This is a genomic window from Amycolatopsis sp. cmx-11-32, from assembly GCF_047608695.1.
Lineage (GTDB): Bacteria > Actinomycetota > Actinomycetes > Mycobacteriales > Pseudonocardiaceae > Amycolatopsis.
The window spans coordinates 286,323-308,474 of sequence record NZ_JADNQN010000002.1 but is presented as its reverse complement, the minus strand read 5'-3'; the positions used below and the strand labels follow the sequence as shown (position 1 = coordinate 308,474).

Genomic DNA, 22,152 nt, shown 5'->3' with positions numbered 1-22,152 from the left:
GCTCTAGAGGCGGGTCGAGTACGACTCGGCCGACGAAATGCCCGCCTGGATGGTGCTCACCAAACCGTTGATGCCCTGCAGTGCCTCGGCGAGAAGCCCGTGTGCCTGGCTCACCTCGTGCTGGCTGCTGCCCTGGGTGGCCTGCGAAAGGGAAAGCTGGGCTTCTTCGAGAGACTGCGCTGCCTGCTGAAGTGCGGCGATGCTCGCGGACGACTTCTCGTTCGCGAGCGCGATACCAGCGCGGATCTCTTCGACTCCGGCCATTTTGGCGGACTCCTTGGGACGTCGGGGGCTGGAACGACCACTGTTAAACTTAGCGTGATCAACTGACTCTGTTAAGTGAAGGTCCTGCTAACTAATCAACAAGGCCCCGGACGTCGGAACGTCCGGGGCCTTGCCGATGGCGGAGGATACAGGATTCGAACCTGCGAGGGCGTGAACCCAACACGCTTTCCAAGCGTGCGCCTTAGGCCGCTCGGCCAATCCTCCGTGGAGAACTTTACCGGATGCCCATTCGGTCCTTGGAAGGCGGGTCTGACCTGCGTTCGCGGCTTCGGGACTCAGGCGGCCGCGGGTGCCAGGACGTCGGCGACGACGCAGGTGATGTTGTCCGGTCCGCCGCCTTCGTTGGCCAGGTCGATCAGCCTCGGGACGGTCTCGGCGGGGTCTTGGAAGGCGCCGAGGACATCCTTGATAACGGTTTCGACAACCGTTGCCGTCAATCCATCTGAGCACAGGAGGAGACGGTCTCCGGGAGCCGCGTCGAAGGCCCAGATGTCCGCTTCGCCGCTGCCAGAGCTCAGAAGTGCCTTCATGAGCAGTGAGCCGCGAGGGTGCCCTTCGACCTCTGACGGGTCGATGCGCCCGTCGTCCGCGAGCGCCTGCGCGAGGGTGTGGTCGCGTGTGAAGCGCCGAAGCGTGCCGTCGCGGAGGAGGTACCCCTTTGAGTCGCCGATGTGGGCGGCCGTGAAGTGCGCGCCGTCGAACAGGAGGGCGGTCAGGGTGGTGCCCATGCCGCGCGTCTCCGGTTCGCGCTCGGCGGTCGCGGCCAGCCGGTCGGCGATGGTGCGAAGGCCTCCGGTGAGCACCTCGACCAGGTCGACCTCCCCGAGGTCGAAGTCGCGAAGATCCGTGTCGAGCCTGGAGAGGACGCCGACCGCTTCGGCGCTCGCCACCTCGCCGTGTGGCTGGCCGCCGATGCCGTCGGCGACCGCGAGCAGCCTGGCGCTGGTGTAGACCGAGTCCTGGTTGACCTGACGGCGCCGACCGACGTCCGAGCCGGCCGCGTACCGAAGGGTGTACGTCATAGACCTAGTAAAGCAGTTGTGTACTGAGTTCACAAATAAAGACCTGGAATGGTCAGCTGTCGGTTACGATGCGCCGATGGAGGAGCAAGCCACCGTCAGCGCGGCGGACATCGCGCACATCGCCGGCGTCGGCCGCGCCGCGGTGAGCAACTGGCGTCGACGTTACGGAGATTTTCCGCCGCCTGTCGGCGGGACGGCGTCCAGCCCCCTCTTTTCGCTGCTCGACGTCGAAAACTGGCTGCGTAAGCGTGGGAAGCCGTTCGAGGTGTCGCTCGGGGATCGGATCTGGCAACGGCTGCGGAACCTCGGCGACGACCTGTGGCTGAGCTCGCGGGTCGGCAGGGTGGGCACGTTCCTGTCGCGCCGGGGCTCCGGGGAGGAGTGGGATTTTTCGCCCCGCTACGACGATCCCGAGCTACTCGAACTCCTGGACCGCTTCGCCGACGAAGTGGGTGCGCGCGAGGCCTTCGAGTTCCTGTGCGAACGCTACGTCGAGGCGCACTCCCGTCAGTTGTCCGTCACGGCGGAACCGGTGGCCGCGTTGATGTCCCGGCTCATCGGTCCCGAACCCGGCGTCGTGCTCGATCCCGCGTGCGGGCTCGGGACGCTGTTGCTCGCCTCCGGCGGCTCCCGGCTGCTCGGTCAGACCGACGACCCGGCGATCTCGTGCATCGCGGCGCACCGGCTGCTGCTCGCAGGTGCGGACATGGAGATGTACGGCTCGGACGCCCTGCCGATGGACTCCTACGAAGGACTTCTCGCGGACGCCGTCGTCTGCGATCCGCCGTTCAACGATCGGGAATGGGGTTACGACGAACTCGTCGGCGACCCGCGCTGGGAGTACGGCCAGCCGCCGCGCGGCGAACCGGAACTGGCGTGGGTGCAGCACTGTCTCGCGCATGTGAAGCCCGGCGGGCTGGTCGCGATCCGCATGCCGCCCGCCGCCGCCGCGCGCCGCACCGGGCGCCGGATCCGCGGGAACCTGTTGCGGGCCGGGGCCTTGCGCGCGATCGTGACGGTCGGCGGCGCGGATCTCTGGCTGCTGCGCCGCCCGGAATCCGGCGAGCGGCCGCCGTCCCGGTTGCTCCTGCTGGCCGATCCGTCCACTGTGGAGGAACAGTGGCGGGAGCATCTGCGTGGCGCCGAGGTGCCGGGCGCGGTCCGGATCATCGAGCTGCTCGACGAGGAGATCGACCTTTCCCCTGCCCGGCATCAGGCGCGGGACGAACACGCGGGAGAGGCCTTCCTTGAAGTCCGGCGGCATTTCGAGGGGATCCGGCCGGAGCCGCCGTCGCTGGCGGTGTCCGACGAGAAGCCCGTTTTCACCACGATCGGCGAGTTGCTGAAATCCGGGGTGCTCACGGTGCCGGAATCGGTGGAAGAGGGCGACGTCGTCGCGTCGCCCGCCGTGCCCGCGTATGTCCACAGTGGAGACTCGATCGTGGTGGAGCCGTCGATGTCGAAGTACCGCACCGATCCCGATCGGCTGGACGCCGCGTTCCTCGCCGGCTGCCTGCGCGCGGCCGGGCAGATCGCGCCGACCTCGTCGACCAGGATCGACCTCAAACGCACCCGGATCCCGCGCCTTCCGATCGAGGCACAGCGGGCCTGCGGGGAAGCGTTCACCCGGCTCGCCGCCTTCGAGGACGCCCTGCGTGAGGCGGCGGAATCGGGCCTGGAGCTGGTGCGACTAGGCTTGGCCGGGCTCACTGAAGGACAGCTCAAGCCGGAGAATTAGGTGCTGATCGCCGATCGCTACGAACTCGACGAGCTGCCGCTCGGCCGGGGTGGGATGGGCGCGGTCTACGCGGGCCACGACCGGCATCTCGGCCGCCGGGTGGCGGTGAAGTTCCTCGGGCTCCCCGGCGGTCCGGACGCCGAACTCGAACAGCGCTTCATCCGCGAGGCGCGGATCCTCGCCACGCTGGAACACGCGGGCGTGCCGACGTTGTACGACTTCGGGACCTATGACGAGCGGTTGTTCCAGGTCATGCAGTTCATCGAGGGCGTGACCGTCGCCGATCTCGCCGCCGAGCACGGGCCACTGCCGGTGCCGTGGGCGGCCGCGATCGCGGCGCAGGCCAGCGCCGTGCTGTCCGCCGCGCACGCACTGTCCATCTGCCACCGCGATCTCAAGCCCACCAACCTGATGCTGTGTCCCGACGCCCACGTGAAGGTGCTCGACTTCGGGCTCGCGATGCTGCGTGAGACCGACGTCGCCCAGTTCACCCGCGCCGGGCAGATCCTGGGCACGCCCGCGTACATGGCGCCCGAGCAGATCCAGCGCGGGATCGCCGGGCCCCGCAGTGATCTGTACGCGCTGGGTTGTGTCCTGCACGAAATGCTGACCGGTAAACAGTTGTTCACCGGTCCGACGGCGTACGCGGTGTTCGAGAAGCAGGTCAAGGAGAGTCCGGCCGAAGTGGACGGTGTCCCGGATGGACTGAACGCCCTGCTCGCGGAGCTGCTGGAGAAGGATCCGGAGCGGCGTCCGTCCGATGCGAACGAACTGTTCGGACGGCTGGCCGTGTTCGCGCGGGACCTGCCGCCGCTGCCCGGCTATCTGGACGAAGGCGCCAATCCGGGCAGGATGTACGCGCGGGTCGTCGGCCGCGTGCCGTGAATTCCCGCAGGTCGACGGCTCCGAGATGGGATCGTGACCTTGTGGCCCACAACCCCTGACGGGTGAGCTCCGTCTATACCCATGGCAGCCGCACTACGGACAATGGGGGGTAAGGGTCGTGAAGAAGTTCCTGGTGGGGGTGACCGCACTGGCCACGGCACTGGTGCTGACCGCGTGCTCCGGCGACGCCGGCGGCGGCACGCCCGGTGGCGGCGCCGTCGCGCAAGGCGATTCGGCGGGCGGGACCACGACCACGTCGGTGCCGTCTTCCACGTCCGCCGCGCCGGCCACGTCGTCCCAGACACCGAGCAGCAGCAGCAGTTCCAAGCCGAAACCGTCGTCGTCTTCGAAGCCCAAGCCGACGCCGAAGCCCACGCCGAAACCGGCGGCCAAGCCCGCCGCGAACGCCGCCGACGTTCCGTGCAAGGCCGCGCTGGCCTCGCCGGGCGTGAGCGCCTGCGTGGATCTCTCCGCGCTGAAGACGTGGCTGCTGCAGGACGGCAAGGTCATCTACGGCCCGGTCAAGCAACTGCCCGGCAAGAAGGGCCACGCGACGCCGACCGGTGTCTTCCACGTTTCGGCCAAGGTCAAGAACTACCACTCGAAGCAGTTCGACGCGCCGATGCCGAACTCGGTGTTCTTCCTGCCGGGTATCGCGTTCCACACCGGCAGTCTCTCGGTGTACTCGCACGGCTGCCTCCACCTGTCCGCGGCGGCCTCGCAGAAGTACTTCACGACTCTGCAGAGCGGTGACGTGGTGCAGGTCGTGGCCTGAAGAATGACCGTCCCTTACTGTGCGAAGGACGCCATCCCCGCATGCCATGCGACGAAAGCTTCCTTCACCGCAGCCATGAGTAGGCGCGTTGCGCTCGCTCGAAGGTTTCTTTAGTGATTACCGAAGCCCGTTCCGGTTCTGCTTCGATCCACGCCTCGGCCCGCCGGCCGTCGGCTGGAACACCTGGCCCTGCTGGGAAGGAAACTCGCCCACGGTTCCGGGGTGGACGAGGGCAACAGCGTAACCGCCGGAATCATCTACAATGGACTATCCTATCCGGATGAAAACCAGGGCGCGTTCTTCTTCGGCGACTACGTCACGCAGAAGATCTGGACGATGACCTACGACGGCCAGGGCAGGCTCGCCCAGGCGCCGGAGTTCATCGGTATCGGCGGTCCGGTCGAGTTCGCGGCGAACGGCGACCTCGTGCACGCCGACATCCACGCCTACGCCTCCGAGGTCGTAGGGGCGACCGCGCGCCTCACCGTGCGCGGGCGGCAGGCTCTGTTGGAGCGCCGAGACCGGCGTGAAGCAGATCGAGGGCCGGATCCTGGCGAAGTACCTCGCGCGGGGCGGGCACCGGACGTTCGATCCGCCCGCGACCGACGAGACCTCCACTCCGGCGGCATCGGCCGCTACAACCACTTCCCGAACCGGCCCGGCACACTGCGGTCTTCGATCTACCGGACACCGCCGACCGGCGCGCGTCCGGTGGACGGGCGGAGCCGGGTCAAGTGGGCGGCACTGGGCTGGGAGACGGGCCCGCTCGGCTACCGCACGACGGACGAGTCGGCTACGCCGGACGGCATTGGCCGCTACATCCACTCGACCAAGGCGGACGCGATCTACCGGACGATGCCGACCGACTCGCACGCGATCTACGAGGCGATCCGGCAGCGCTGGGCCGCGCCCGGCTGGGAGCGGCCGCACCCGCGCTACCCGGCGACGGACGGGTTCACCATCCCCATCGGACGTCGGAGCAGCTTTCAGGCCGGCCAGATCACCTGGAACCGGAGCGCAGGGCAGGTGATCGACCGACGCTGGTGATCACAGTTCGATAAAGGCACCCGAAAGTGTGAAATGTCCACCTCGACCCCGTCGATGAGACGTTCGACTGGGGAAAGGGGCTTCTGCATGCCTTCGAGATTCCGTGCGCTCTGTCACGCCCTCGTGACACTGCTGATAGTGACCTTGCTGGTGCCGTTGACGTCGACAGTGGCGTCCGCGGCGCCCACGCTGCCACCCGGCTTCGTCCTTCGTGACCAGCCGAGCGGGCAGGCCGCATACGACCTGACCGACTTCGCCTACCTGCCTGACGGGTCGATCCTGAGCACCGGAAAGGGCGGCAACGTCGCCTGGGTGTCGACCACCGGACAGGTCCAGAACATCGCCAACCTGCCCGTCCACAACACCGGGGACCTCGGGCTGGTCGGGATCGCGATCGCGCCCGACTACGCCACCTCCCGCACGGTCTACACCGCCCGCGCGGTCGACGTCGCCGGCGGCGGTATCGCCCTGCGCGCGTCGCGCTGGAAGGTGTCCGGCAACGCCGAGCCGACCGGGCTGACCGCGGAGAAGGTGCTCATCGAGGGCGCCGCCAACACCGACATCCACGGCATCACCGGTGTCGTGGCCGCCCCCGACGGCACGGTGTGGGTCTCGACCGGCGACAGCTCCCGGTTCCAGGGACAGGCCGACCCGTTCGCGCTGAACGTGCGCGACCTCGACAAGATCTTCGGCAAGATCTTCCATATCACTTCCGACGGGGCCGGCGTGCCGGACAACCCGTACTACACCGCCGCGACCCCGAACTCGCTGCGCTCCAAGGTCTTTGCGAGCGGCTTCCGCAGCCCGTTCCGGTTCAGCCTCGACGCCAGCACCGGTCTCCCGGTGGTCGGCGACGTCGGCTGGGGAACCTGGGAAGAGGTCAACTTCGTCCAGAAGGGCGCGAACCACGGCTGGCCGTGCTTCGAAGGCAACCAGCCCGCTGACGGTTTCTCCGCGATGCCGCAGTGTGCTTCGGCCGTGAACACGCCGCCGATGCTGGCGATCCGCCACGGTCAGGGCATCGACAACGGCAACAGCGTCACCGGCGGCATTGTCTACAGTGGAGAGTCGTACCCGGAGGAATACCGGGGCGCGTACTTCTTTGGCGACTACGCCACGGAGAAGCTGTGGACGGCCAAGTACGACACGCAGGGCCGGGTCGTCCGGCAGCAGGAGACGCCGCCGAAGTTCACCGGCATCGGCGGTCCGGTCAAGTTCCTGGCCGCGGCCAACGGTGACGTCGTCTACGCCGACATCTACAGCGGCAAGCTGCGACGGCTGAGCTACACCACCGGGAACAAGGCGCCGGTCGCGGTGGCCACTTCCGAGACGAACCCCGAAACCCGCACGGTTTCGTTCGACGGCAGTGGTTCCTACGACTTCGACAACGAACCGCTGACCTACGAGTGGAACTTCGGCGACGGCACCACCGGCACCGGGGCGAAGGTGAGCCACACCTACGCGGCGGGCACCGAGAAGTTCACCGCCAAGCTGACGGTGAAGGACGGCCTGCAGGCGTCCGGCAGCACGGATATCGCCGTGGCGCCCGGAAACCACTCGCCGAAGCTCACCATGACTGACCCCGGTGACCGCCTGTTCGCGGTCGGCGAGGAGGTCAAGGTCGGCGCGACCATCACCGACACCGAGGACGGTGCCCTCCCGGTCACGTGGACCACACTGGTCCGGCACTGCCCGGAGAACGCGGTCTGCCACGCGCATCCGGACCAGGGCGGCACCGGTCCCGAGTTCACCATGCCGTTCACCGACCACACGGACTCCAACCTGGAGTTCACCGCGTCGGCGACCGACAGCGCCGGTGTCAAGGTTTCGAAGACCTACGCCGCGAAGCCGAAGGAACACCGGCTCACCCTGACCAGCAACGTCGCCGCCGCGCTCGGCATCACGCCGGAAGGCGGGGCGGCTTCGGCGATGGTGGTCGAAGGCGCGACCGTGGAGATCCAGGCGGCCGAGGTCGCTTCGGACGGTTCGTCGACCTTCACCGGCTGGTCCAACGGGGCCACCGGGCGGCTGGACAACATCACCATGGGCACCACCGACCTGACGATCACGGCGAACTACATCACGCCGATCGACAAGCGCTACCGCGACGAACCCGCGCTGGCGCAACGACTCGGTGCGCCGACGGCACCCGAGGCCGTCGACGGCACGGTCCGCTTCCGCACCTACGAGCGCGGACGGCTCTACTGGTCGAAGGACACCGGAGTCAAGCGGATCGAGGGCGAGATCCTCAAGAAGTACCTCGCCATGGGCGGTCACGCGGAGTTCGGCCCGCCCGCGACCGACGAGATGACCACGCCGGACACCATCGGGCGTTACAACGACTTCCCGGTGTGGCCCGGCAAGATGCAGTCGTCGATCTACTACACGGTGAACACGGGCGCGCATCCGGTGTTCGGCCGGATCCGGGCGAAGTGGAAGGCACTGGGCGCGGAGGCCGGTGAACTCGGCTACCCGACCACGGACGAGAACGTCACGCCCGACCGGATCGGCCGCTACAACCACTTCAGCAAGAACGCCTCGATCTACTACACGGTGCAGACCGACGCCAGGGCGATCTGGGGCCGGATCCGCGCGAAGTGGGCGGAGCTCGGCTGGGAAGCGGGTCCCCTCGGGTACCCGTCGACCGACGAGTCGATGACGCCGGATCGGGTCGGCCGGTACAACCACTTCACCAAGGCCGGGTCGGTCTACTGGACGATGCAGACCGACGCGCACGCGATCTACGGCGCCATCCGGCAGCGGTGGGAGGCGCTCGGCTGGGAGGCCTCGTACCTGAGGTACCCGACGACCGACGAGATCGCCGTCTCCGGTGGGCGGCAGAACAACTTCCAGGGTGGATACGTGTTCTGGAACGCCTCCAACGGCGCGGTGACCGACCGTCGCTGGTAACCACTGAAGTGCAGGAAGGCCCCCATCCTTGCGCCTGGCGCAAGGATGGGGGCCTTCCTGCACTCACGGGAGCAGGTCCGCCGGTGAGGTGCCCGCCGAGGTGAGCGGCAGGCCGAGCGCGACCCGTTCGGTGAGCCAGCCGCTCGGCCGGTAGCGCTGGTCGCCGGTGCTCGCGACGAGTCCGCGCAGGACCCGCAGCACGAGCTCCGGGCCGGCCTCCTGGCCCCAGGTCAGTGGTCCCCTCGGGTAGCCGAGGCCGAGCCGGACGGCGGTGTCGATGTCCTCCGGCGTCGCGAGCCGCTGCCCGGCGAGGAAACAGGCCGTGTTGACGATCGAGGCCAGCAGCCGCTGCGCGATCGGGGCTGGACCGTCGCGGACCACGGTGACCGGCAGCCCGGTCGCGGCGAGCGCGCCCCATGCGGTGCGGCCGGCGGCCGGGTCGAGCGCGGGGTGGATCGAAAGTGTCAGGCGTTTCCCGTAGCCGCCGAGGGAATCGACCCCGACGACCCGGTCCGCCGGGAGACCGGCGGCCAGCGCGGCGTCCACGGTGGACGAACCGGCCGGGCTGACGATCAGGACCGCGTCCGGATAGGCCGTGTGCACGACCTGGATCCCCGCCGACGACAGCAGCGTGCCGAGACGTTCGTCTTCGACCCACACCGGCGTCGTCGGCGCTTCCGGGGCGAACGGTTCCTGGTCGGCCTGCTGGACGCCGTCGACGTAACGATAGAAGCCCTCGCCGTTCTTGCGCCCGAACAGCCCGGCGGCGACGCGCGGGCGAGTCAGCCAAGACGGCCGCAGCCGCGGTTCACCGTGGAAGCCGCTCCAAATGCTTTCGAGCACGGCGTGCGAGACGTCGAGACCGGTGAGGTCCAGCAGTTCGAACGGGCCGAGTTTCAACCCCAGCACGTCACGTGCGACGCGGTCCACCTCGGCCGGTGTCGCGATCCCTTCGGCGAGGATCTGCAGTGCCTCGGTGCCCAGCCCTCGGCCGGCGTGGTTGACCAGGAAGCCCGGTGCGTCGCGCGCGAGCACCGGTTCGTGTCCCCAGCCGCGGACGAGTTCGATCATCGCGGGTGGCAGCCAGCCCGCGGTCCGCGCACCGGGCACGATCTCGACCAGCCGCATCAGCGGGACCGGGTTGAAGAAGTGGAGGCCGAGCAACCTGCCGGGATCGGCGAGCGCGGCGGCGATCTCGGTGACCGAAAGCGAACTGGTGTTGGTGGCGAAGACGGTGTCCGGGCCGCAGACGCGTTCCAGTTCGGTGAACAGCGCGCGTTTGATCTCCAGGTCCTCACGTACCGCTTCGACGACGAGGTCGACGCCGTGGGCGGGGGCCAGCGGACCGTCGACCGCGATCAGCCGTTCTTTAGCGGAGGCGGCGGCGTCCTCGGTGATCTTGCCCTTCGAGGCGAGCTTGTCGAGCATCGCGCCGACGTGGTCGATGGCCTCTCCGACGGCGTCGGGCCGGGCGTCGGCGAGCTCGACTTCGAGCCCCGCCGTCACGGCGAGCTGGACGATGCCCCGGCCCATCACCCCGGTTCCGATGACCCGGATCCTGCCGACCTGCTCCGCCCACTTCTCCACCGCGAGCCGCCTTTCCCTCGATGTCGTCCCTGGCGTGACGTTAGCCGCCACGTGGGTTTCTCGCCCGGAAGGGTGATCCGTGCCCTAACCGGCGTAAGGCCACCGCGCCGGCGAGGTCTCCTCCGTGAATACCGAGTGTTCCGCGTACCACCCCGAAGGGAAACCTCCCATGGCCACCGTCCCCGCCGCCGCAGCCGTCCGGACCACGCCGTTGCTCCTCGTCGCCGTCTTCTTCGGCGCGGTTTCCGCCTTCTTCGCGAGCCAGGCGCTGTGGCCGCTCACCGCGCTGGCCGTCCTGGTCGCCGTCGCCGTCTTAGCCGGTGGGGTGTGGCTGGCCGGTCGTAAGGACAGTCGCGAACTCTAGGATCGTCGTGTGACGGCGAAACGCTTGACGCGGGAGGAAAGCCGCGAGCGGACCAGACAGCGTCTGCTCACGGCGGCCGCCGAGCTGTTCGCCGAACGCGGGGTCAATGGCACCTCTGTCGAGCAGATCGCCGAACGGGCCGGGTTCACGCGCGGCGCCTTCTACGGCAACTTCGACGGCAAGCACGAGCTGGTCGTCGAACTGCTGCGCCGCCGGACCCAGCGCGAGGCCGAGGAAGTCATCGCGTTGCGCGACGGTGTCGGCTCCTTCGCCGAGATGATGGACCGGCTGCGCGCGTGGAACGTCGAGCGTGCCGAACACCTGGACGGCTGGCTGACCCTGCGCACCGAGCTGGCCCTTTACGCGCTGCGGAATCCCGAGGCGCGTCCGCTCATCGGCGAAGGAGAGAAGTCGACAAGGGCGCTGCTGGAGACCTCGGTCAAGACCGAACTCGCCGTACGGGGCGTGGAACCGCCCGCTGACCCGGCCTTCCTCGCACTGATCCTGCACGCGCTCGAGGACGGGCTCCTGCTGCAGCGCTTCCTCAGTCCCGAGGGGACCGGCGACGAGGACGTGGTGGACGCCGTCCAGCTGCTGATGCGGTCGTGGACCGCGCTCAGCCGGTCATCCTGATCCCGGTGAACTCGGCCATCTGACGGATCCCGTGCGCGAAGAAGGCGTCCGGCGGGTCGACGGTGCCGGCGTACTGGCCGAACAGCTCGAAGTTGATCATCCCGAACAGCTGGGTCCAGGCCATGATCAGCCGGGAAGCGGTCTCGGGGGCCAGGTTGATCTTGAGGGTCTCGGTGACGGTGTCGAGCTGATGCAGCAGTTCGACGGGCATCTCGCCGGCTTCGGTTTCGACATGCAGATTCGCGTCGCGCAGGACCGCGACCAGTGTGAACGCCACCCGGCCCGCGGGAGTGACGGTGTCCTGCGGGGCCTGGTAGCCGGGGATCGGCGAGCCGTAGATCAGCGCGTATTCGTGCGGGTGCGTCTTCGCCCAGGCACGGACCGCGTGCCAGATCGACTCCCACCGTGCCAAGGGGGTCTTCCCGGTGTCGTCGGCGTCTTCCGCGGCCTCGCCGACGGCGTTGTAGGCGTCGACGATCAGGGCGGTCAGCAGCTCTTCGCGGCTGGAGAAGTACCGATAGAGCGCCGACGAGACCATGCCCAGCTCCCGTGCGACGGCACGGAGCGAAAGGCCGAGCGCGCCGACTTCGGCGAGCTGGCGGCGGGCTTCGTCCTTGATCTCGCGGGTGAGTTCGGCGCGGGCGCGTTCGCGCGCGGTCTGGGTGGCGGCCATGCTCTCACTGTAGAGCATCGCACCTGAAAAAGAGCAGTGCTCTCGACGCGATGCACTGTTCTGGTGTTCACGGCTCTCAATAGAGAGCATCGCTCTCGAAGAGCTCGGGGAGACGGGATGACCACCACCCGCTACCTCAAACCGGCCAAGGCGACCAACACGTTCAACGAGGGCGTGCTGCCGCTGAAACTGCGTGGTGTGAAGGGGACTTTCCCCGCATGGCATGCGGCGAAAGTCCCCTTCACACCACGGAAGTCAGTAACACCTGGCGTCGTTTGACCCTGTCGGCCGGCGTTTCGCTGTCCGCCTCGGCACACGGATGGTCCTAGTCGTCAGTGGGTGCCCGCTTCGACCGGCGGGCGGTGACCGCCACCAGCACCACCCCGATCAGGAACGCGACGAGCCCGATCAGGAACCACAGTTTCTGCCCGGTCATGAAACTGCCGGTCAGCATCCCGGCGCCCTGGAGCACCCAGACGCCGCCCACCAGCAGGAAGACCAGCCCGATCGTGAGCGTGACCCAGCGCTTCATCCGCAGCTCCCTGCCTCGACGTGCTCTCCTGGGATCCTGGCACCGGCGGGCCCGCCGGGCGAGCTGATCCAGCCAAGGAACCACGGTCCGCCCTCCGTCCCGAAGACGGCTTCGGTCTTGTCCGGCGTTTCCTCACCGGTCACCCACCAATCCGTTCCGGTAGGCGTAGACGACGGCGTGAACCCGGTCCCGCAGCCCCAACTTGGCGAGAATACGGGAAACGTGGGTCTTCACCGTTTCCTCGCCCACGTGCAGATGCGCGGCGATCTCCGCGTTGCTGGAGGCGTCGGCGACCAGCAGGAGGACTTCGCGTTCGCGTGAGGTGAGCCGTTCCAGCTCCGCCGGTTCGGCGGCCACGGGTTCGATGCTGGTGGCGAAGGTCGACACCAGCCGCCGGGTCACCGTCGGGTCGATCAGCGCGTCGCCGCGCGCGGCCACGCGCATCGCCGAGACGAGTTCTTCGGGCGTGAGGCTCTTCAACAGGAATCCGCTCGCACCGGCCCGCAGCGCGCGGTAGACGTACTCGTCGGAGTCGTAGGTCGTCAGCACCAGGACCCGGGTGTCGTTACCGGGTGCGGACATGATGGCCTCGGTCGCGGCGAGACCGTCCAGTCTGGGCATCCGGACGTCGAGCACCGCGACGTCCGGGCGCAGTGCGGCCGCCTGCGCGACGGCCTCGCGTCCGTCCGCCGCCTCGCCGACGCATTCGAAGTCCGCCTGGGTGTCCAGCACCGCGCGCATCCCGGACCGGAACATCGCGTGGTCGTCCGCCAGCAGAACCCGGATCACTCCGCCTCCAAAGGAAAACCGACTCGAACCCGCCAATGCCGCCCGTCGTCGAGCGGCCCGCATTCCGCCTGCCCGCCGAACAGGGCGACCCGTTGCCTGATCCCGGCGAGACCGCGTTTCGTCGACTCGGCCGACGTGCTCGGGCCGATTTCGTTCGTGATCGTGAGGACGACTTCGGTCCGCCGGTAGGCGAGGTCGATCTCCACGGTGCTTTCGGAACCGTGCCGGAGCGCGTTCGTCAGCGCCTCCTGTGCGATGCGGTACAGCGCGACGTCCACCGAGCCCGGCAGTTCCAGCGGCCCGCCGTGACTGGTCATCCGCGCGGGCAGCCCGGCGGCGCGGAGGTTGTCGAGCAGCTCGTCGAGATTGTCCAGCCCCGGCTGCCGCTGCGCGTCCCCGTTCTCCTTGCCGTGCAAAAGATCCAGCAGGCGCCGGAGGTCGGCCATCGCGGCCCGGCTCGACGATTCGACGGCGGAGAGCGAACGCCGGACCGCGGGTTCGCCCGACGGCAGCCCGAGCCGCGCGGCGCCGGCGTGCACACCGATCGCGCTGACGTGATGGGAGATCACGTCGTGCAGGTCACGAGCGATCGTCGTGCGCTCCTCGGTGACGGCACGGCGCACCGCCTCGGCTTCGTGCTGTCGCCGTTGTTCCTCCGCACGCTGGAGATCGGCGATGTACGCGCGCCGCGCGGTCGTGTAGCGGCCGACCAGCCACGGCAGCAGCCCGCTCACCCCGACGTCGATGAGCAGCAGCCGCCAGTCCCGGTCGCCGCGGTCGACCGGGATGACGTTGCAGGCGAGGAGGCCGGCGAGCATCGCGCCCAGCGCGGCCAGCGCGGGTTTGGCCGACAGCCAGGCCCCCGCGCGGTATCCCGCGATCAGCACTCCCGCGTTGGTGGCCTGCAGATAGTGGTCGTACGGGAACAGCAGGAGCGGCGCGGCGACGAGCAGTGCGCCGTGCGTGGCCGAAACCCAGCCGGAATACCGTGAAGGCCCGGCCAGCGCGCTGTTCGCGAGGATTCCGCCGAGCAGCACCACCCACGCCTGCCAGCCGAACGACAGCGGCGGTCCGGTGATGAGGAACAGTCCGGCGTCGGAGACCAGGCAGACGGCCGCGACCGCGCAGGCCTGTCTCGCCAGCGAACCACTGATGTCCCGCACGCGCCCAACTCTGCCCTATTTCGGTGGACTGGGGTTCTTAAGATCGGGCAGCCGAGACTCCCGTGCTCTGGGCGACCGGGGCGCCGGGATCGGGGAAATTCACCACCGCCTGGGGTTTGTACACCCGCGTCCGGGAGTCGGGTGGCAGCGTCGCGTACGTCGACATCGATCAGCTCGGGCTCATCGGCCCTCCGCCGGGCCGAAGGCGAATCCGCGCTGCTGGCGGGTGACGAGTTACGCGGCGCGCCACCCGGTGTGCGGGACCGGGTGGCCGCCCGCGCGGTCGCGGAGGCGGCCCGGATACGGCGATCCCGCGACGACCGCGTCGTCCTCGACACCTCCGGTCAGGAACCCGCCGAGACCGTCGCCGCGCTGCTCGCCGCCATGGGTCAGTAGCCGGGACGAGGTCCGCCGTTCTGGCCACGCTGGTTCTGCCCGGCCTGCCCGATGGTCGTCGCCGTCGCGGTGTTCCCGGCGACCTTGGCGGTCACCGTCACCTTCTCCCCGGTTTTGGGATCGCCGGTCTTCCGTGTCGACGAATCGATCGTGTAGACCTGCTGGTAGCCGTCCTTGCTGGTCAGGCTGATCGACGTCGCGCTGATCTCGGTGATCTCCCCGGTCTGCAGCCGCTCGGTGCGGTAGCCGCCCTTGCCGTCGGAGACGACGAAGTCGCCGTGCAGCGCGTCGCGCGGCATACCCCCGTCGGGGCCGAAGATCATCCGGCCACCGCCGGGGCCGCCCATCATCCCGCCCTGGCCCTGTTCGGCCCCGTTCGCGGCGGTCCCGGCCCAGATCGCGGCTCCGCCACCGGCGGCGATCAGCACCGCCACCATGGCCGCGATCGCGGTCTTGCGGCCCGACCAGGCCTTCTTCGGTTCGCCTGCCGGAACGGGCGCGCCCCAGGCAGCGGGTTTGGTCGGTTCGGTCATCAGGTCGCCTCCGTGTACTCGGTTGCGGCCATGCTCGCCGCCGTCGCTGTGCGGAAGCTGTGCCGCCGGTGGGCACGCGCTGTGTTTCCGAGACCTCTCCCCGTCCGGTTCCGGCAGACTGTCCGCGGTGGGTCCGCGAGTCGGTGCCGTGGCGGTCGTGCTCGTGCCGTTGTGCCTGAGCGGGGTCGCGATCGCCTGGCGGCAGAGGCGACGGTCTCCGGCGGGACGGCGACATGGCGGACGTGACCGGCGAGGGTGACGAGATCGGCAGATGCCGCAACGCCCCCTCATCACCGCGCCGGTGCTCGCCGTGACCGGATCCGGCGCTTCTCGTCGAACGACTTCGTCCGTTCGCCACGGCCGGGTGATCGTGCACAGGAAACGCACAGCCGGGACACAGGGAAGCCTCAACGGCACCGCCAAGGATGGCACCATGACCAGTGTGAACGTCCCTTCGTCCGATTCCGCGAAGGCCGGCCTGCGCCGGGCCGACGGCAGCCCCGTGCGGGTGCTGGTCGTCGACGACGAGGCGACTTTGTCCGAACTCGTGTCGATGGCCCTGCGCATGGAGGGCTGGGATATCCGCACCGCCGCCGACGGCACCGAAGCGGTCCGCGTCGCCAGGGAATTCCGGCCGGACGCGGTGGTACTGGACGTCATGCTGCCGGATATGAGCGGCCTGGAAGTGCTGCGCCGCCTGCGCTCCGAGTCGCCGAACCTGCCGGTGCTGTTCCTGACCGCGAAGGACGCCGTGGAGGACCGGATCGCCGGGCTCACCGCGGGCGGCGACGACTACGTCACCAAACCGTTCAGCCTGGAGGAGGTCGCGCTGCGCCTGCGCGCGCTGCTTCGGCGCGCCGGCGGGGTCGCCGGGCCGAGCGGGTCGACGCTGGTCGTCGGCGACCTGACCCTGGACGAGGACAGTCGCGAGGTGCGGCGCGGCGGTGATCCGGTGCCGCTGACCGCGACCGAGTTCGAACTGCTGCGCTACCTCATGCGCAACCCGAAGCGCGTGCTTTCGAAGGCGCAGATCCTGGACCGGGTGTGGAGCTACGACTTCGGCGGCCAGGCCAACATCGTCGAGCTGTACATCTCCTACCTTCGCAAGAAGATCGACGCCGACCGGGAACCGATGATCCACACGATGCGCGGCGCCGGGTATGTCCTCAAGCCCGCGGGGTAGGCGGCCTTGGTCCCTGCGGCGGCGGCTGATCGCGCAGGTCGCGGGGCTGCTCGCGCTCGTCTGCCTGGTGGTGGGCGTGGTGACCGAACTGGCGTTACGGGACTTCCTGATCGACCAGCTCGACGACCGGCTCAACGAGACCAGTCAACGCGCCAGCCGTCCGCCGCCACCGGGTCGTCCCGGCGGGGAACGGGTGCCCGAAGGTTTGCGGGCCTATGGGCAGAGCACCGGTTCGCTGTTCGTGAACGTGTTCCCGGACGGGCGTGTGCTCGCCGCGGTGCTGCGGTCCAGTTACGACGCGAAAGTCACCGACCCGTTCCCGCACGACGAGATCACCCGGGCCCAGGTCGACACGCTGGTGCGGTCAGGGCTGGGAAACGAGCCCAGCGACGTGGACCTCGGGTCGCTCGGGGAGTACCGCGTGGTGGCGAAGCCGACGGCCGGCGGCGGCATCGCGATCACCGGCCTGCCCACCAAGGACGTCACGGACACCTTGTGGAACCTGGGTTTCATCTTCGGCGGGGTCGCCATCGGCGGCATCCTGCTGGCGGGCGCGCTCGGCGCGGTGACCGTGCGGCGCACCATGAAACCACTCGACCGGCTGGCCGCCACCGCGTCCAGGGTCGCCGAACTTCCCTTGGACCGTGGCGAAGTAGCGTTGTCCGAACGAGTGTCCGAAGTGGACACCGATCCGCGGACCGAGGTCGGCAAGGTCGGTTTCGCGCTCAACCGCATGCTCGGCCACATCTCCCACGCGCTGTCCGCCCGCCAGGCCAGTGAGAGCAGGGTGCGCCAGTTCGTCGCCGACGCCAGCCACGAACTGCGAACCCCGCTCGCGGCCATCCGAGGCTACGCGGAACTCACCCGGCGCTCCGGCTCCGAAGTGCCGCCGGACATCGCGTTCGCGATGGGCCGGGTGGAGTCGGAATCGACCAGGATGACCGGCCTTGTCGAGGATCTCCTGCTGCTCGCGCGGCTGGACTCCGGCCGCCCGGTGGTGTGCGAGCCGGTCGATCTCTCGCGGCTGGTCGCGGACGCGGTCGCCGACGCGCACGTCGCCGGACCGGAGCACAAGTGGCTGCTGGAGGTTCCGCCGGAACCGATCACCGTCCTCGGCGACGCGGATCAGCTGCACCAGGTGGTGATCAACCTGCTGGGCAACGCCCGTACGCACACCCCGGCCGGTACCGAGGTCACCACGTCTCTGTCCATTGTGGATTCAGTGGTGACGTTGTCCATTGTCGACGGTGGGCCGGGCATCCCGCCGCCGATCCTCCCGGACGTCTTCGAACGGTTCGCCCGCGGCGACGATTCGCGGTCGCGGGCGGCGGGCAGTACCGGACTCGGGCTGGCCATCGTCGCGGCCGTGGTCGCCGCGCACGGCGGTCAGGTCGGGGTCACCAGCCGTCCGGGGCGGACGGAGTTCCAGGTCCGGTTCCTGGCCGCCTGACTCACGGCGTCCACTCGCTGTTCGCGCCGCACAGGATGACGCAGGGCAGTTCGCCGTCGGTTCGCCCGGCCAGCCAGGCGGCGAACGGGACCGCGGCGGCCGGTTCGACGGCGAGCCGGAACTCCTCCCAGAGCCGGTCCCGCGCGGCGAGCAGTTCCGCGTCGCTGACCAGCACGGACGTCACCCGGTTCTGGAGCACCCCGAACGGGACGCCGCCGATCCTGGTCGCGCCCAGCGCGGACGACGCCACCGAGTCGATCTCCACGTCCACCGGCTCACCCGCCTCCAGCGCCGCGCCGAGCGTGCGGCACCGCTCCGGCTCGACGGCGAACGTCGGCACCCCGGCCAGTGAAGTCCCGGCGACCAGGCCGCCGCCGCCGACCGCGACCAGGAACGCGTCGACGTCCGGAGCGTCCTGGACCACTTCGGCCGCCACGGTGCCCTGACCGGCGACGACGGCGGGGTCGTCGTACGCGTGCAGGTATCGCGTACCCGGTTCGAAAGCGGCTTCGAGCGCCTTCGCGGCCGCCTCGGCGTACGTCGCGCCGTGACGGATGAGCTTCGCGCCCGCGGCCTCGATCCGTACCGTCTTCGCCTTCGGAGCCGACTCCGGCACGTACACCGTCGCGGGCACACCCAGTAGCGAAGCCGCTGTCGCCACGCCCAGCCCGTGATTGCCGCCGGACGCCGTCAGCACCCGCTCCGGCAACGGCCCGCTCACCAGCGCGTTCACCGCGCCCCGCAGTTTGAACGATCCGCTCCGCTGCAGCTGCTCCAGCTTGAGGACCAGCGGCCGCCCGTCGACCTCGGCGCGCAGCATCGGCGTGCGTCGCACGAACGGGTGGACGGCTTCAGCGGCTTTGACGACATGTTCCCAGGTCGGAGTGCTCATACCCCCCACTGTCCTCCATGTCTGGACCGGAGTGACTACACTGGTCCTCGGACCCCGCGCGGCGTCCATCTTGTGAACCTCCCCAGGGCCGGAAGGCAGCAAGGATAAGCAAGCTCTGACGGGTGCGCGGGGTCCCCTTTCGTTTCGGCCCCCACGGTTGGTCGCTTGCGGGTTTGAAGTCCGTGAAGGACTCCTTGAGGGACTCTGGGTCCCTTAAAGTTCCCCTCACACGGCTGGGCCGCCACCTTTGCCCCAGCAGTACCCGCCGCCTTCAGAAGATCCCGAAGACGTCCTTAGGCGGTACCGGTGACGGCAGGGCGTCCGCGTCGGTGATCGGCCGCGCCTTGCCTTGAAGCTCGCGAAGGTCTTCGCCCGCGACGCAGCGGGCCGGGTACGCGGACGACGCTGCCCGGCGGGTCAGGTCCGTGACCGGGAGTTCGACGCGAGACGCGGCGACCACGATGTTGCCGAACCGGCGGCCTCGGAGGACACCTGGTTCCGCGAGCAGGGCGAGGTGCGGGAACGACGTCGCCAGTGTCGCCAGGAATCGGCGGAGGAACGGCAGGTTCGGGCCGTCACTGACGTTGGCGACGTAGGTTCCGGCCGGGCGAAGGACTCGCGCGACCTCGTTCGTGAACTCCACGGTCGCGAGGCCGCCGGCGAACACTCCGCGTTCGAAGGCGTCCACGATGACCAGGTCAGCCGAAGTGTCGTACCTGCCGGAGACGCCTTCGCGGCCGTCGCCCACACGCACTTTCAGTCCCTTCAGACCGAGTTGCTCGCGGATCAGCGCGACGAGTTCGCCGTCGGCGTCGAAGACCAGCTGCCGTGAGCGGGGTCGCGTCGCGGCGACGTAGCGGGGGAGCGTGCAGGCGGCCCCGCCGACGTGCAGCGCGTCGAGCGGGCCTTCGCCGAGGCAGTCGACGACGTCGGCGATCCGGCGGATGTAGTCGAACTCGAGATCCGTGGGGTCGTCGAGGTTGACGTGCGACTGGGCGACGCCGTCGACGGAGATCATCCAGGCGTTGGCGCGGTCGGCGTCGCGGAGCAGTTCGGCGGTGCCGAAGCGGACCGGATAGGTGCCTGGGGTCGGTGCCGGTCTCACCTGTCGGCCCTCCCGGTATCCATCCATGCCCCCGCCGCCGCCCTCGATCGAGACGCTGCGCGCCACTGTTAGATTCAACGCCGTGGCTCTAGCCCTATACCGAAAGTACCGTCCGGCTACCTTCGCCGAGGTCGTCGGGCAGGAGCATGTGACCGATCCGCTGCGCATCGCGCTGGCGGCGGGCCGGATCAACCACGCCTACCTCTTCTCCGGCCCGCGCGGCTGCGGCAAGACGTCGAGCGCACGCATCATGGCGCGTTCGCTGAACTGCGCGAAGGGGCCGACGCCGGATCCGTGCGGCGAGTGCAACTCGTGCCGCAACCTCGCGCCCGAAGGGCCCGGCAGCGTCGATGTCACCGAACTCGACGCCGCCAGCCACGGTGGTGTCGACGACGCCCGTGAGCTGCGGGACAGGGCCTTCTACGCCCCGGCGGACTCGCGCTACCGCGTCTTCATCATCGACGAGGCGCATATGGTCACGACGCAGGGTTTCAACGCCCTGCTGAAGATCGTGGAAGAGCCGCCGGAGCACTTGATCTTCATCTTCGCGACCACCGAACCGGACAAGGTGCTGCCCACCATCCGGTCGCGGACGCACCACTACCCCTTCCGCCTGATCCCGCCCAAGTCGATGCGGGAACTGCTTGAACGCAACGTCGCCGCCGAGGGCGCGCAGGTCGAGCCCGCGGTGTACCCGCTGGTCATCCGCGCGGGCGGCGGTTCGGCGCGGGACACGCAGTCGGTGCTCGACCAGCTGCTGGCCGGCGCCGGGCCGGACGGCGTCGACTATCCGCGGGCGGTGTCCCTGCTGGGTGTCACCGACGTCGCGCTCATCGACGGCATGGTCGACGCGCTGGCCGCCGATGACGCGTCCGCGGTGTTCGGCACCGTCGAGAGCCTCGCCGAGGCCGGGCACGACCCGCGCCGGTTCGCCACCGACCTGCTCGACCGCCTGCGTGACCTGGTGATGCTGCGTTCGGTGCCGGACGCGGGTGAGCGCGGGCTGGTCGCCGCGCCGGACGACGAACTCAAGAAGATGAAGGAGCAGGCGGGCGAACTGGAGCCCGCCACGCTCTCGCGCTACGCCGACATCGTCCACAATGGACTCTTGGAGATGCGGGGCGCGACCTCACCGCGGCTGGTGCTGGAACTGCTGACGGCGCGGATGCTGCTGCCGTCGGTCGCCGAGGGCACCAACGCGCTGCTCGCCCGTCTCGAACGACTTGAGCGCCGCGCCGCTTCGGCGCCTGTCGCCCAAGCCGCGCCTGTCGCTCAGCCCGCACCAGCGGCTCAGACCGCTCCGGCGGGCGCGGCACCGGCTCCCGTCGCCCCCGCCGGTGAGTCCGCGCGCGAGTTCCAGCGGCCGTCGCAACGGTCCGCCGCCCCCGCACAGCAACCCGCATCGGCACCGGCACCGGCACCGGCACCGGCACCGGCACCGGCACCGGCACCGCAGCCTGTCGCGCGGCCCGAGCCGGTCGCCGAACGGCCCGCCGCACCCGCGCCCGCTCCCACCCCCGCTCCGGCCGCACCCGCTCCGGCGGCGGCGTCCTCGGGCGGCGGGACGGACGCGGACGGGATCCGCGGCCGCTGGCCGCACGTGCTGGCCGCGATCCGCAAGGTCCCGGGCGGCCGGAGCACCGAGGCGATGCTCACGCAGGCGAGCGTGGCGAGCGTCGAGGGCACCGCCGTCACGCTCACGCACAACGCGGAACCACTGGCGCGACGCATTTCCGAGCCGCACAACGCGGAGCGTGTCGCGGCCGCGTTCAAGGAGGTCTTCGGCGGCGACTGGCAGGTGCGGTGCGTCCATGGCGCCGCGCAGGCCCGGCAGGCCGCCGCCCCCAAGGGCGCGTCGGCACCGCCCGCGCCCGAGCGGTCCTTCACCCGCCGATCCGCCGAGGCACCCGCCGCCGCTCCCGCCCCGCCGCCTCCGCCTCCGCAGCAGCCGAAGCCGGAACCTCAGCGGCCGAAGGTGGCGACCACCGAGCCGGACATCCCGCTCCCGCCCGAGCCGGTCGAGGAAGACGAGGACCTCTACAACGAGGACGCGAGCCCCGCGCCGCCGCCTCCGCCTCTCCCGCCCGAGAAGGATCCGGACGAGATCGCCCGGAAACTCCTCGCCGACCACCTCAACGCGCGCCCGCTCGACGAACGCACTTAGTCCTCTGGTCGCGGTCCTTGCACGCG

23 protein-coding genes, 1 tRNA gene and 1 other RNA gene are annotated in these 22,152 nt (G+C 69.5%); 13 read left to right on the top strand and 12 right to left on the bottom strand.

Going from position 1 to position 22,152, the window contains the following annotated elements:
* Positions 1-3: 3 nt before the first annotated feature.
* The 3 genes from ACM6LR_RS06150 to ACM6LR_RS06140 all read right to left on the bottom strand — a co-directional run bounded on the left by ACM6LR_RS06150 (position 4) and on the right by ACM6LR_RS06140 (position 1,307).
* Positions 4-264, bottom strand: a complete 261-nt coding sequence (locus ACM6LR_RS06150; protein ID WP_076156138.1) for a hypothetical protein — start codon at positions 262-264, stop codon at positions 4-6.
* A 137-nt stretch (positions 265-401) separates the two neighbouring features.
* A tRNA-Ser gene (locus ACM6LR_RS06145) sits at positions 402-489 on the bottom strand.
* A gap of 71 nt (positions 490-560) precedes the next feature.
* On the bottom strand, positions 561-1,307 hold the full coding sequence (locus ACM6LR_RS06140; protein ID WP_414943357.1) for a PP2C family protein-serine/threonine phosphatase: 747 nt from the start codon (positions 1,305-1,307) through the stop codon (positions 561-563).
* A 76-nt stretch (positions 1,308-1,383) separates the two neighbouring features.
* Between ACM6LR_RS06140 and ACM6LR_RS06135 the strand changes: the two genes are divergently transcribed.
* The 5 genes from ACM6LR_RS06135 (at position 1,384) to ACM6LR_RS06115 (ending at position 8,662) form a co-directional block, all read left to right on the top strand.
* Positions 1,384-3,045 carry an N-6 DNA methylase gene (locus ACM6LR_RS06135; RefSeq protein ID WP_414943356.1) on the top strand — a complete coding sequence of 554 codons (1,662 nt, stop codon included), beginning with the start codon at positions 1,384-1,386 and terminating at the stop codon, positions 3,043-3,045.
* The gene (locus ACM6LR_RS06130; RefSeq protein ID WP_414943355.1) at positions 3,046-3,930 is read left to right on the top strand and encodes a serine/threonine-protein kinase; all 885 of its coding nucleotides are present in this window, start codon (positions 3,046-3,048) and stop codon (positions 3,928-3,930) included.
* Positions 3,931-4,048: 118 nt separating this feature from the next.
* The gene (locus ACM6LR_RS06125) at positions 4,049-4,705 is read left to right on the top strand and encodes a L,D-transpeptidase (protein ID WP_414943354.1); all 657 of its coding nucleotides are present in this window, start codon (positions 4,049-4,051) and stop codon (positions 4,703-4,705) included.
* Positions 4,706-5,332: 627 nt separating this feature from the next.
* Positions 5,333-5,752, top strand: a complete 420-nt coding sequence (locus tag ACM6LR_RS06120) for an LGFP repeat-containing protein (protein WP_414943525.1) — start codon at positions 5,333-5,335, stop codon at positions 5,750-5,752.
* A gap of 87 nt (positions 5,753-5,839) precedes the next feature.
* Positions 5,840-8,662: a PQQ-dependent sugar dehydrogenase gene (locus ACM6LR_RS06115; RefSeq protein WP_414943353.1), complete on the top strand. Its 2,823-nt coding sequence runs from the start codon at positions 5,840-5,842 to the stop codon at positions 8,660-8,662.
* Between the two features lie 63 nt (positions 8,663-8,725).
* On the opposite strand, the gene ACM6LR_RS06110 is transcribed toward ACM6LR_RS06115, so the two are convergent.
* Complete coding sequence (locus ACM6LR_RS06110; protein ID WP_414943352.1) at positions 8,726-10,249, bottom strand: 3-hydroxyacyl-CoA dehydrogenase; 1,524 nt, start codon at positions 10,247-10,249, stop codon at positions 8,726-8,728.
* Between the two features lie 169 nt (positions 10,250-10,418).
* Here ACM6LR_RS06110 and ACM6LR_RS06105 point away from each other — a divergent pair, with 169 nt between their 5' ends.
* Together ACM6LR_RS06105 and ACM6LR_RS06100 are read left to right on the top strand one after the other, a co-directional pair.
* Entirely contained in the window at positions 10,419-10,613 is a 195-nt protein-coding gene (locus ACM6LR_RS06105) for a hypothetical protein (RefSeq protein WP_414936920.1), read from the top strand.
* A gap of 9 nt (positions 10,614-10,622) precedes the next feature.
* Positions 10,623-11,246, top strand: coding sequence for a TetR/AcrR family transcriptional regulator (locus ACM6LR_RS06100; protein ID WP_414936921.1), 624 nt, complete (start codon positions 10,623-10,625; stop codon positions 11,244-11,246).
* Here ACM6LR_RS06100 and ACM6LR_RS06095 read toward each other — a convergent pair.
* Positions 11,230-11,919 (bottom strand): TetR/AcrR family transcriptional regulator, encoded by a 690-nt coding sequence (locus ACM6LR_RS06095; RefSeq protein ID WP_414936922.1) that lies wholly within the window; start codon positions 11,917-11,919, stop codon positions 11,230-11,232. The two genes, ACM6LR_RS06100 and ACM6LR_RS06095, sit on opposite strands and share 17 nt — an antisense overlap.
* A 117-nt stretch (positions 11,920-12,036) precedes the next feature.
* Here ACM6LR_RS06095 and ACM6LR_RS06090 point away from each other — a divergent pair, with 117 nt between their 5' ends.
* On the top strand, positions 12,037-12,198 hold the full coding sequence (locus ACM6LR_RS06090) for a hypothetical protein (protein ID WP_414936923.1): 162 nt from the start codon (positions 12,037-12,039) through the stop codon (positions 12,196-12,198).
* A gap of 46 nt (positions 12,199-12,244) precedes the next feature.
* Here ACM6LR_RS06090 and ACM6LR_RS06085 read toward each other — a convergent pair whose 3' ends face one another.
* The 4 genes from ACM6LR_RS06085 to ACM6LR_RS06070 are packed head-to-tail and all read right to left on the bottom strand — an operon-like array spanning position 12,245 to position 14,403.
* The gene (locus ACM6LR_RS06085; protein WP_414936924.1) at positions 12,245-12,451 is read right to left on the bottom strand and encodes a hypothetical protein; all 207 of its coding nucleotides are present in this window, start codon (positions 12,449-12,451) and stop codon (positions 12,245-12,247) included.
* Positions 12,448-12,594: a hypothetical protein gene (locus ACM6LR_RS06080; RefSeq protein WP_414936925.1), complete on the bottom strand. Its 147-nt coding sequence runs from the start codon at positions 12,592-12,594 to the stop codon at positions 12,448-12,450. Before ACM6LR_RS06080 ends, ACM6LR_RS06085 begins: the two co-directional genes overlap by 4 nt.
* Entirely contained in the window at positions 12,584-13,240 is a 657-nt protein-coding gene (locus ACM6LR_RS06075; protein ID WP_414936926.1) for a response regulator, read from the bottom strand. The genes ACM6LR_RS06080 and ACM6LR_RS06075 overlap by 11 nt, the downstream gene beginning before the upstream one ends.
* Positions 13,237-14,403 carry a sensor histidine kinase gene (locus tag ACM6LR_RS06070; RefSeq protein ID WP_414936927.1) on the bottom strand — a complete coding sequence of 389 codons (1,167 nt, stop codon included), beginning with the start codon at positions 14,401-14,403 and terminating at the stop codon, positions 13,237-13,239. The genes ACM6LR_RS06075 and ACM6LR_RS06070 overlap by 4 nt, the downstream gene beginning before the upstream one ends.
* A gap of 141 nt (positions 14,404-14,544) precedes the next feature.
* Here ACM6LR_RS06070 and ACM6LR_RS06065 point away from each other — a divergent pair, with 141 nt between their 5' ends.
* Entirely contained in the window at positions 14,545-14,799 is a 255-nt protein-coding gene (locus ACM6LR_RS06065; protein WP_414943351.1) for a hypothetical protein, read from the top strand.
* Here ACM6LR_RS06065 and ACM6LR_RS06060 read toward each other — a convergent pair.
* Positions 14,793-15,332 (bottom strand): hypothetical protein, encoded by a 540-nt coding sequence (locus ACM6LR_RS06060; RefSeq protein ID WP_414943350.1) that lies wholly within the window; start codon positions 15,330-15,332, stop codon positions 14,793-14,795. The genes ACM6LR_RS06065 and ACM6LR_RS06060 overlap by 7 nt on opposite strands.
* 433 nt (positions 15,333-15,765) lie before the next feature.
* On the opposite strand from ACM6LR_RS06060, the gene ACM6LR_RS06055 reads away from it, so the two are divergent.
* Together ACM6LR_RS06055 and ACM6LR_RS06050 are read left to right on the top strand one after the other, a co-directional pair.
* Complete coding sequence (locus tag ACM6LR_RS06055) at positions 15,766-16,515, top strand: response regulator transcription factor (protein WP_414936930.1); 750 nt, start codon at positions 15,766-15,768, stop codon at positions 16,513-16,515.
* Positions 16,493-17,965: a sensor histidine kinase gene (locus ACM6LR_RS06050; protein ID WP_414943349.1), complete on the top strand. Its 1,473-nt coding sequence runs from the start codon at positions 16,493-16,495 to the stop codon at positions 17,963-17,965. Before ACM6LR_RS06055 ends, ACM6LR_RS06050 begins: the two co-directional genes overlap by 23 nt.
* 1 nt (position 17,966) lies before the next feature.
* On the opposite strand, the gene ACM6LR_RS06045 is transcribed toward ACM6LR_RS06050, so the two are convergent.
* Complete coding sequence (locus tag ACM6LR_RS06045) at positions 17,967-18,857, bottom strand: serine/threonine dehydratase (RefSeq protein WP_414936932.1); 891 nt, start codon at positions 18,855-18,857, stop codon at positions 17,967-17,969.
* Between the two features lie 46 nt (positions 18,858-18,903).
* On the opposite strand from ACM6LR_RS06045, the gene ffs reads away from it, so the two are divergent.
* Positions 18,904-18,998, top strand: an RNA gene (ffs, locus tag ACM6LR_RS06040) — signal recognition particle sRNA small type.
* Between the two features lie 130 nt (positions 18,999-19,128).
* On the opposite strand, the gene ACM6LR_RS06035 is transcribed toward ffs, so the two are convergent.
* Positions 19,129-19,962 carry a spermidine synthase gene (locus ACM6LR_RS06035; RefSeq protein ID WP_414936933.1) on the bottom strand — a complete coding sequence of 278 codons (834 nt, stop codon included), beginning with the start codon at positions 19,960-19,962 and terminating at the stop codon, positions 19,129-19,131.
* A gap of 82 nt (positions 19,963-20,044) precedes the next feature.
* On the opposite strand from ACM6LR_RS06035, the gene ACM6LR_RS06030 reads away from it, so the two are divergent.
* Complete coding sequence (locus tag ACM6LR_RS06030) at positions 20,045-22,126, top strand: DNA polymerase III subunit gamma and tau (protein WP_414943348.1); 2,082 nt, start codon at positions 20,045-20,047, stop codon at positions 22,124-22,126.
* Positions 22,127-22,152 lie beyond the last annotated feature (26 nt).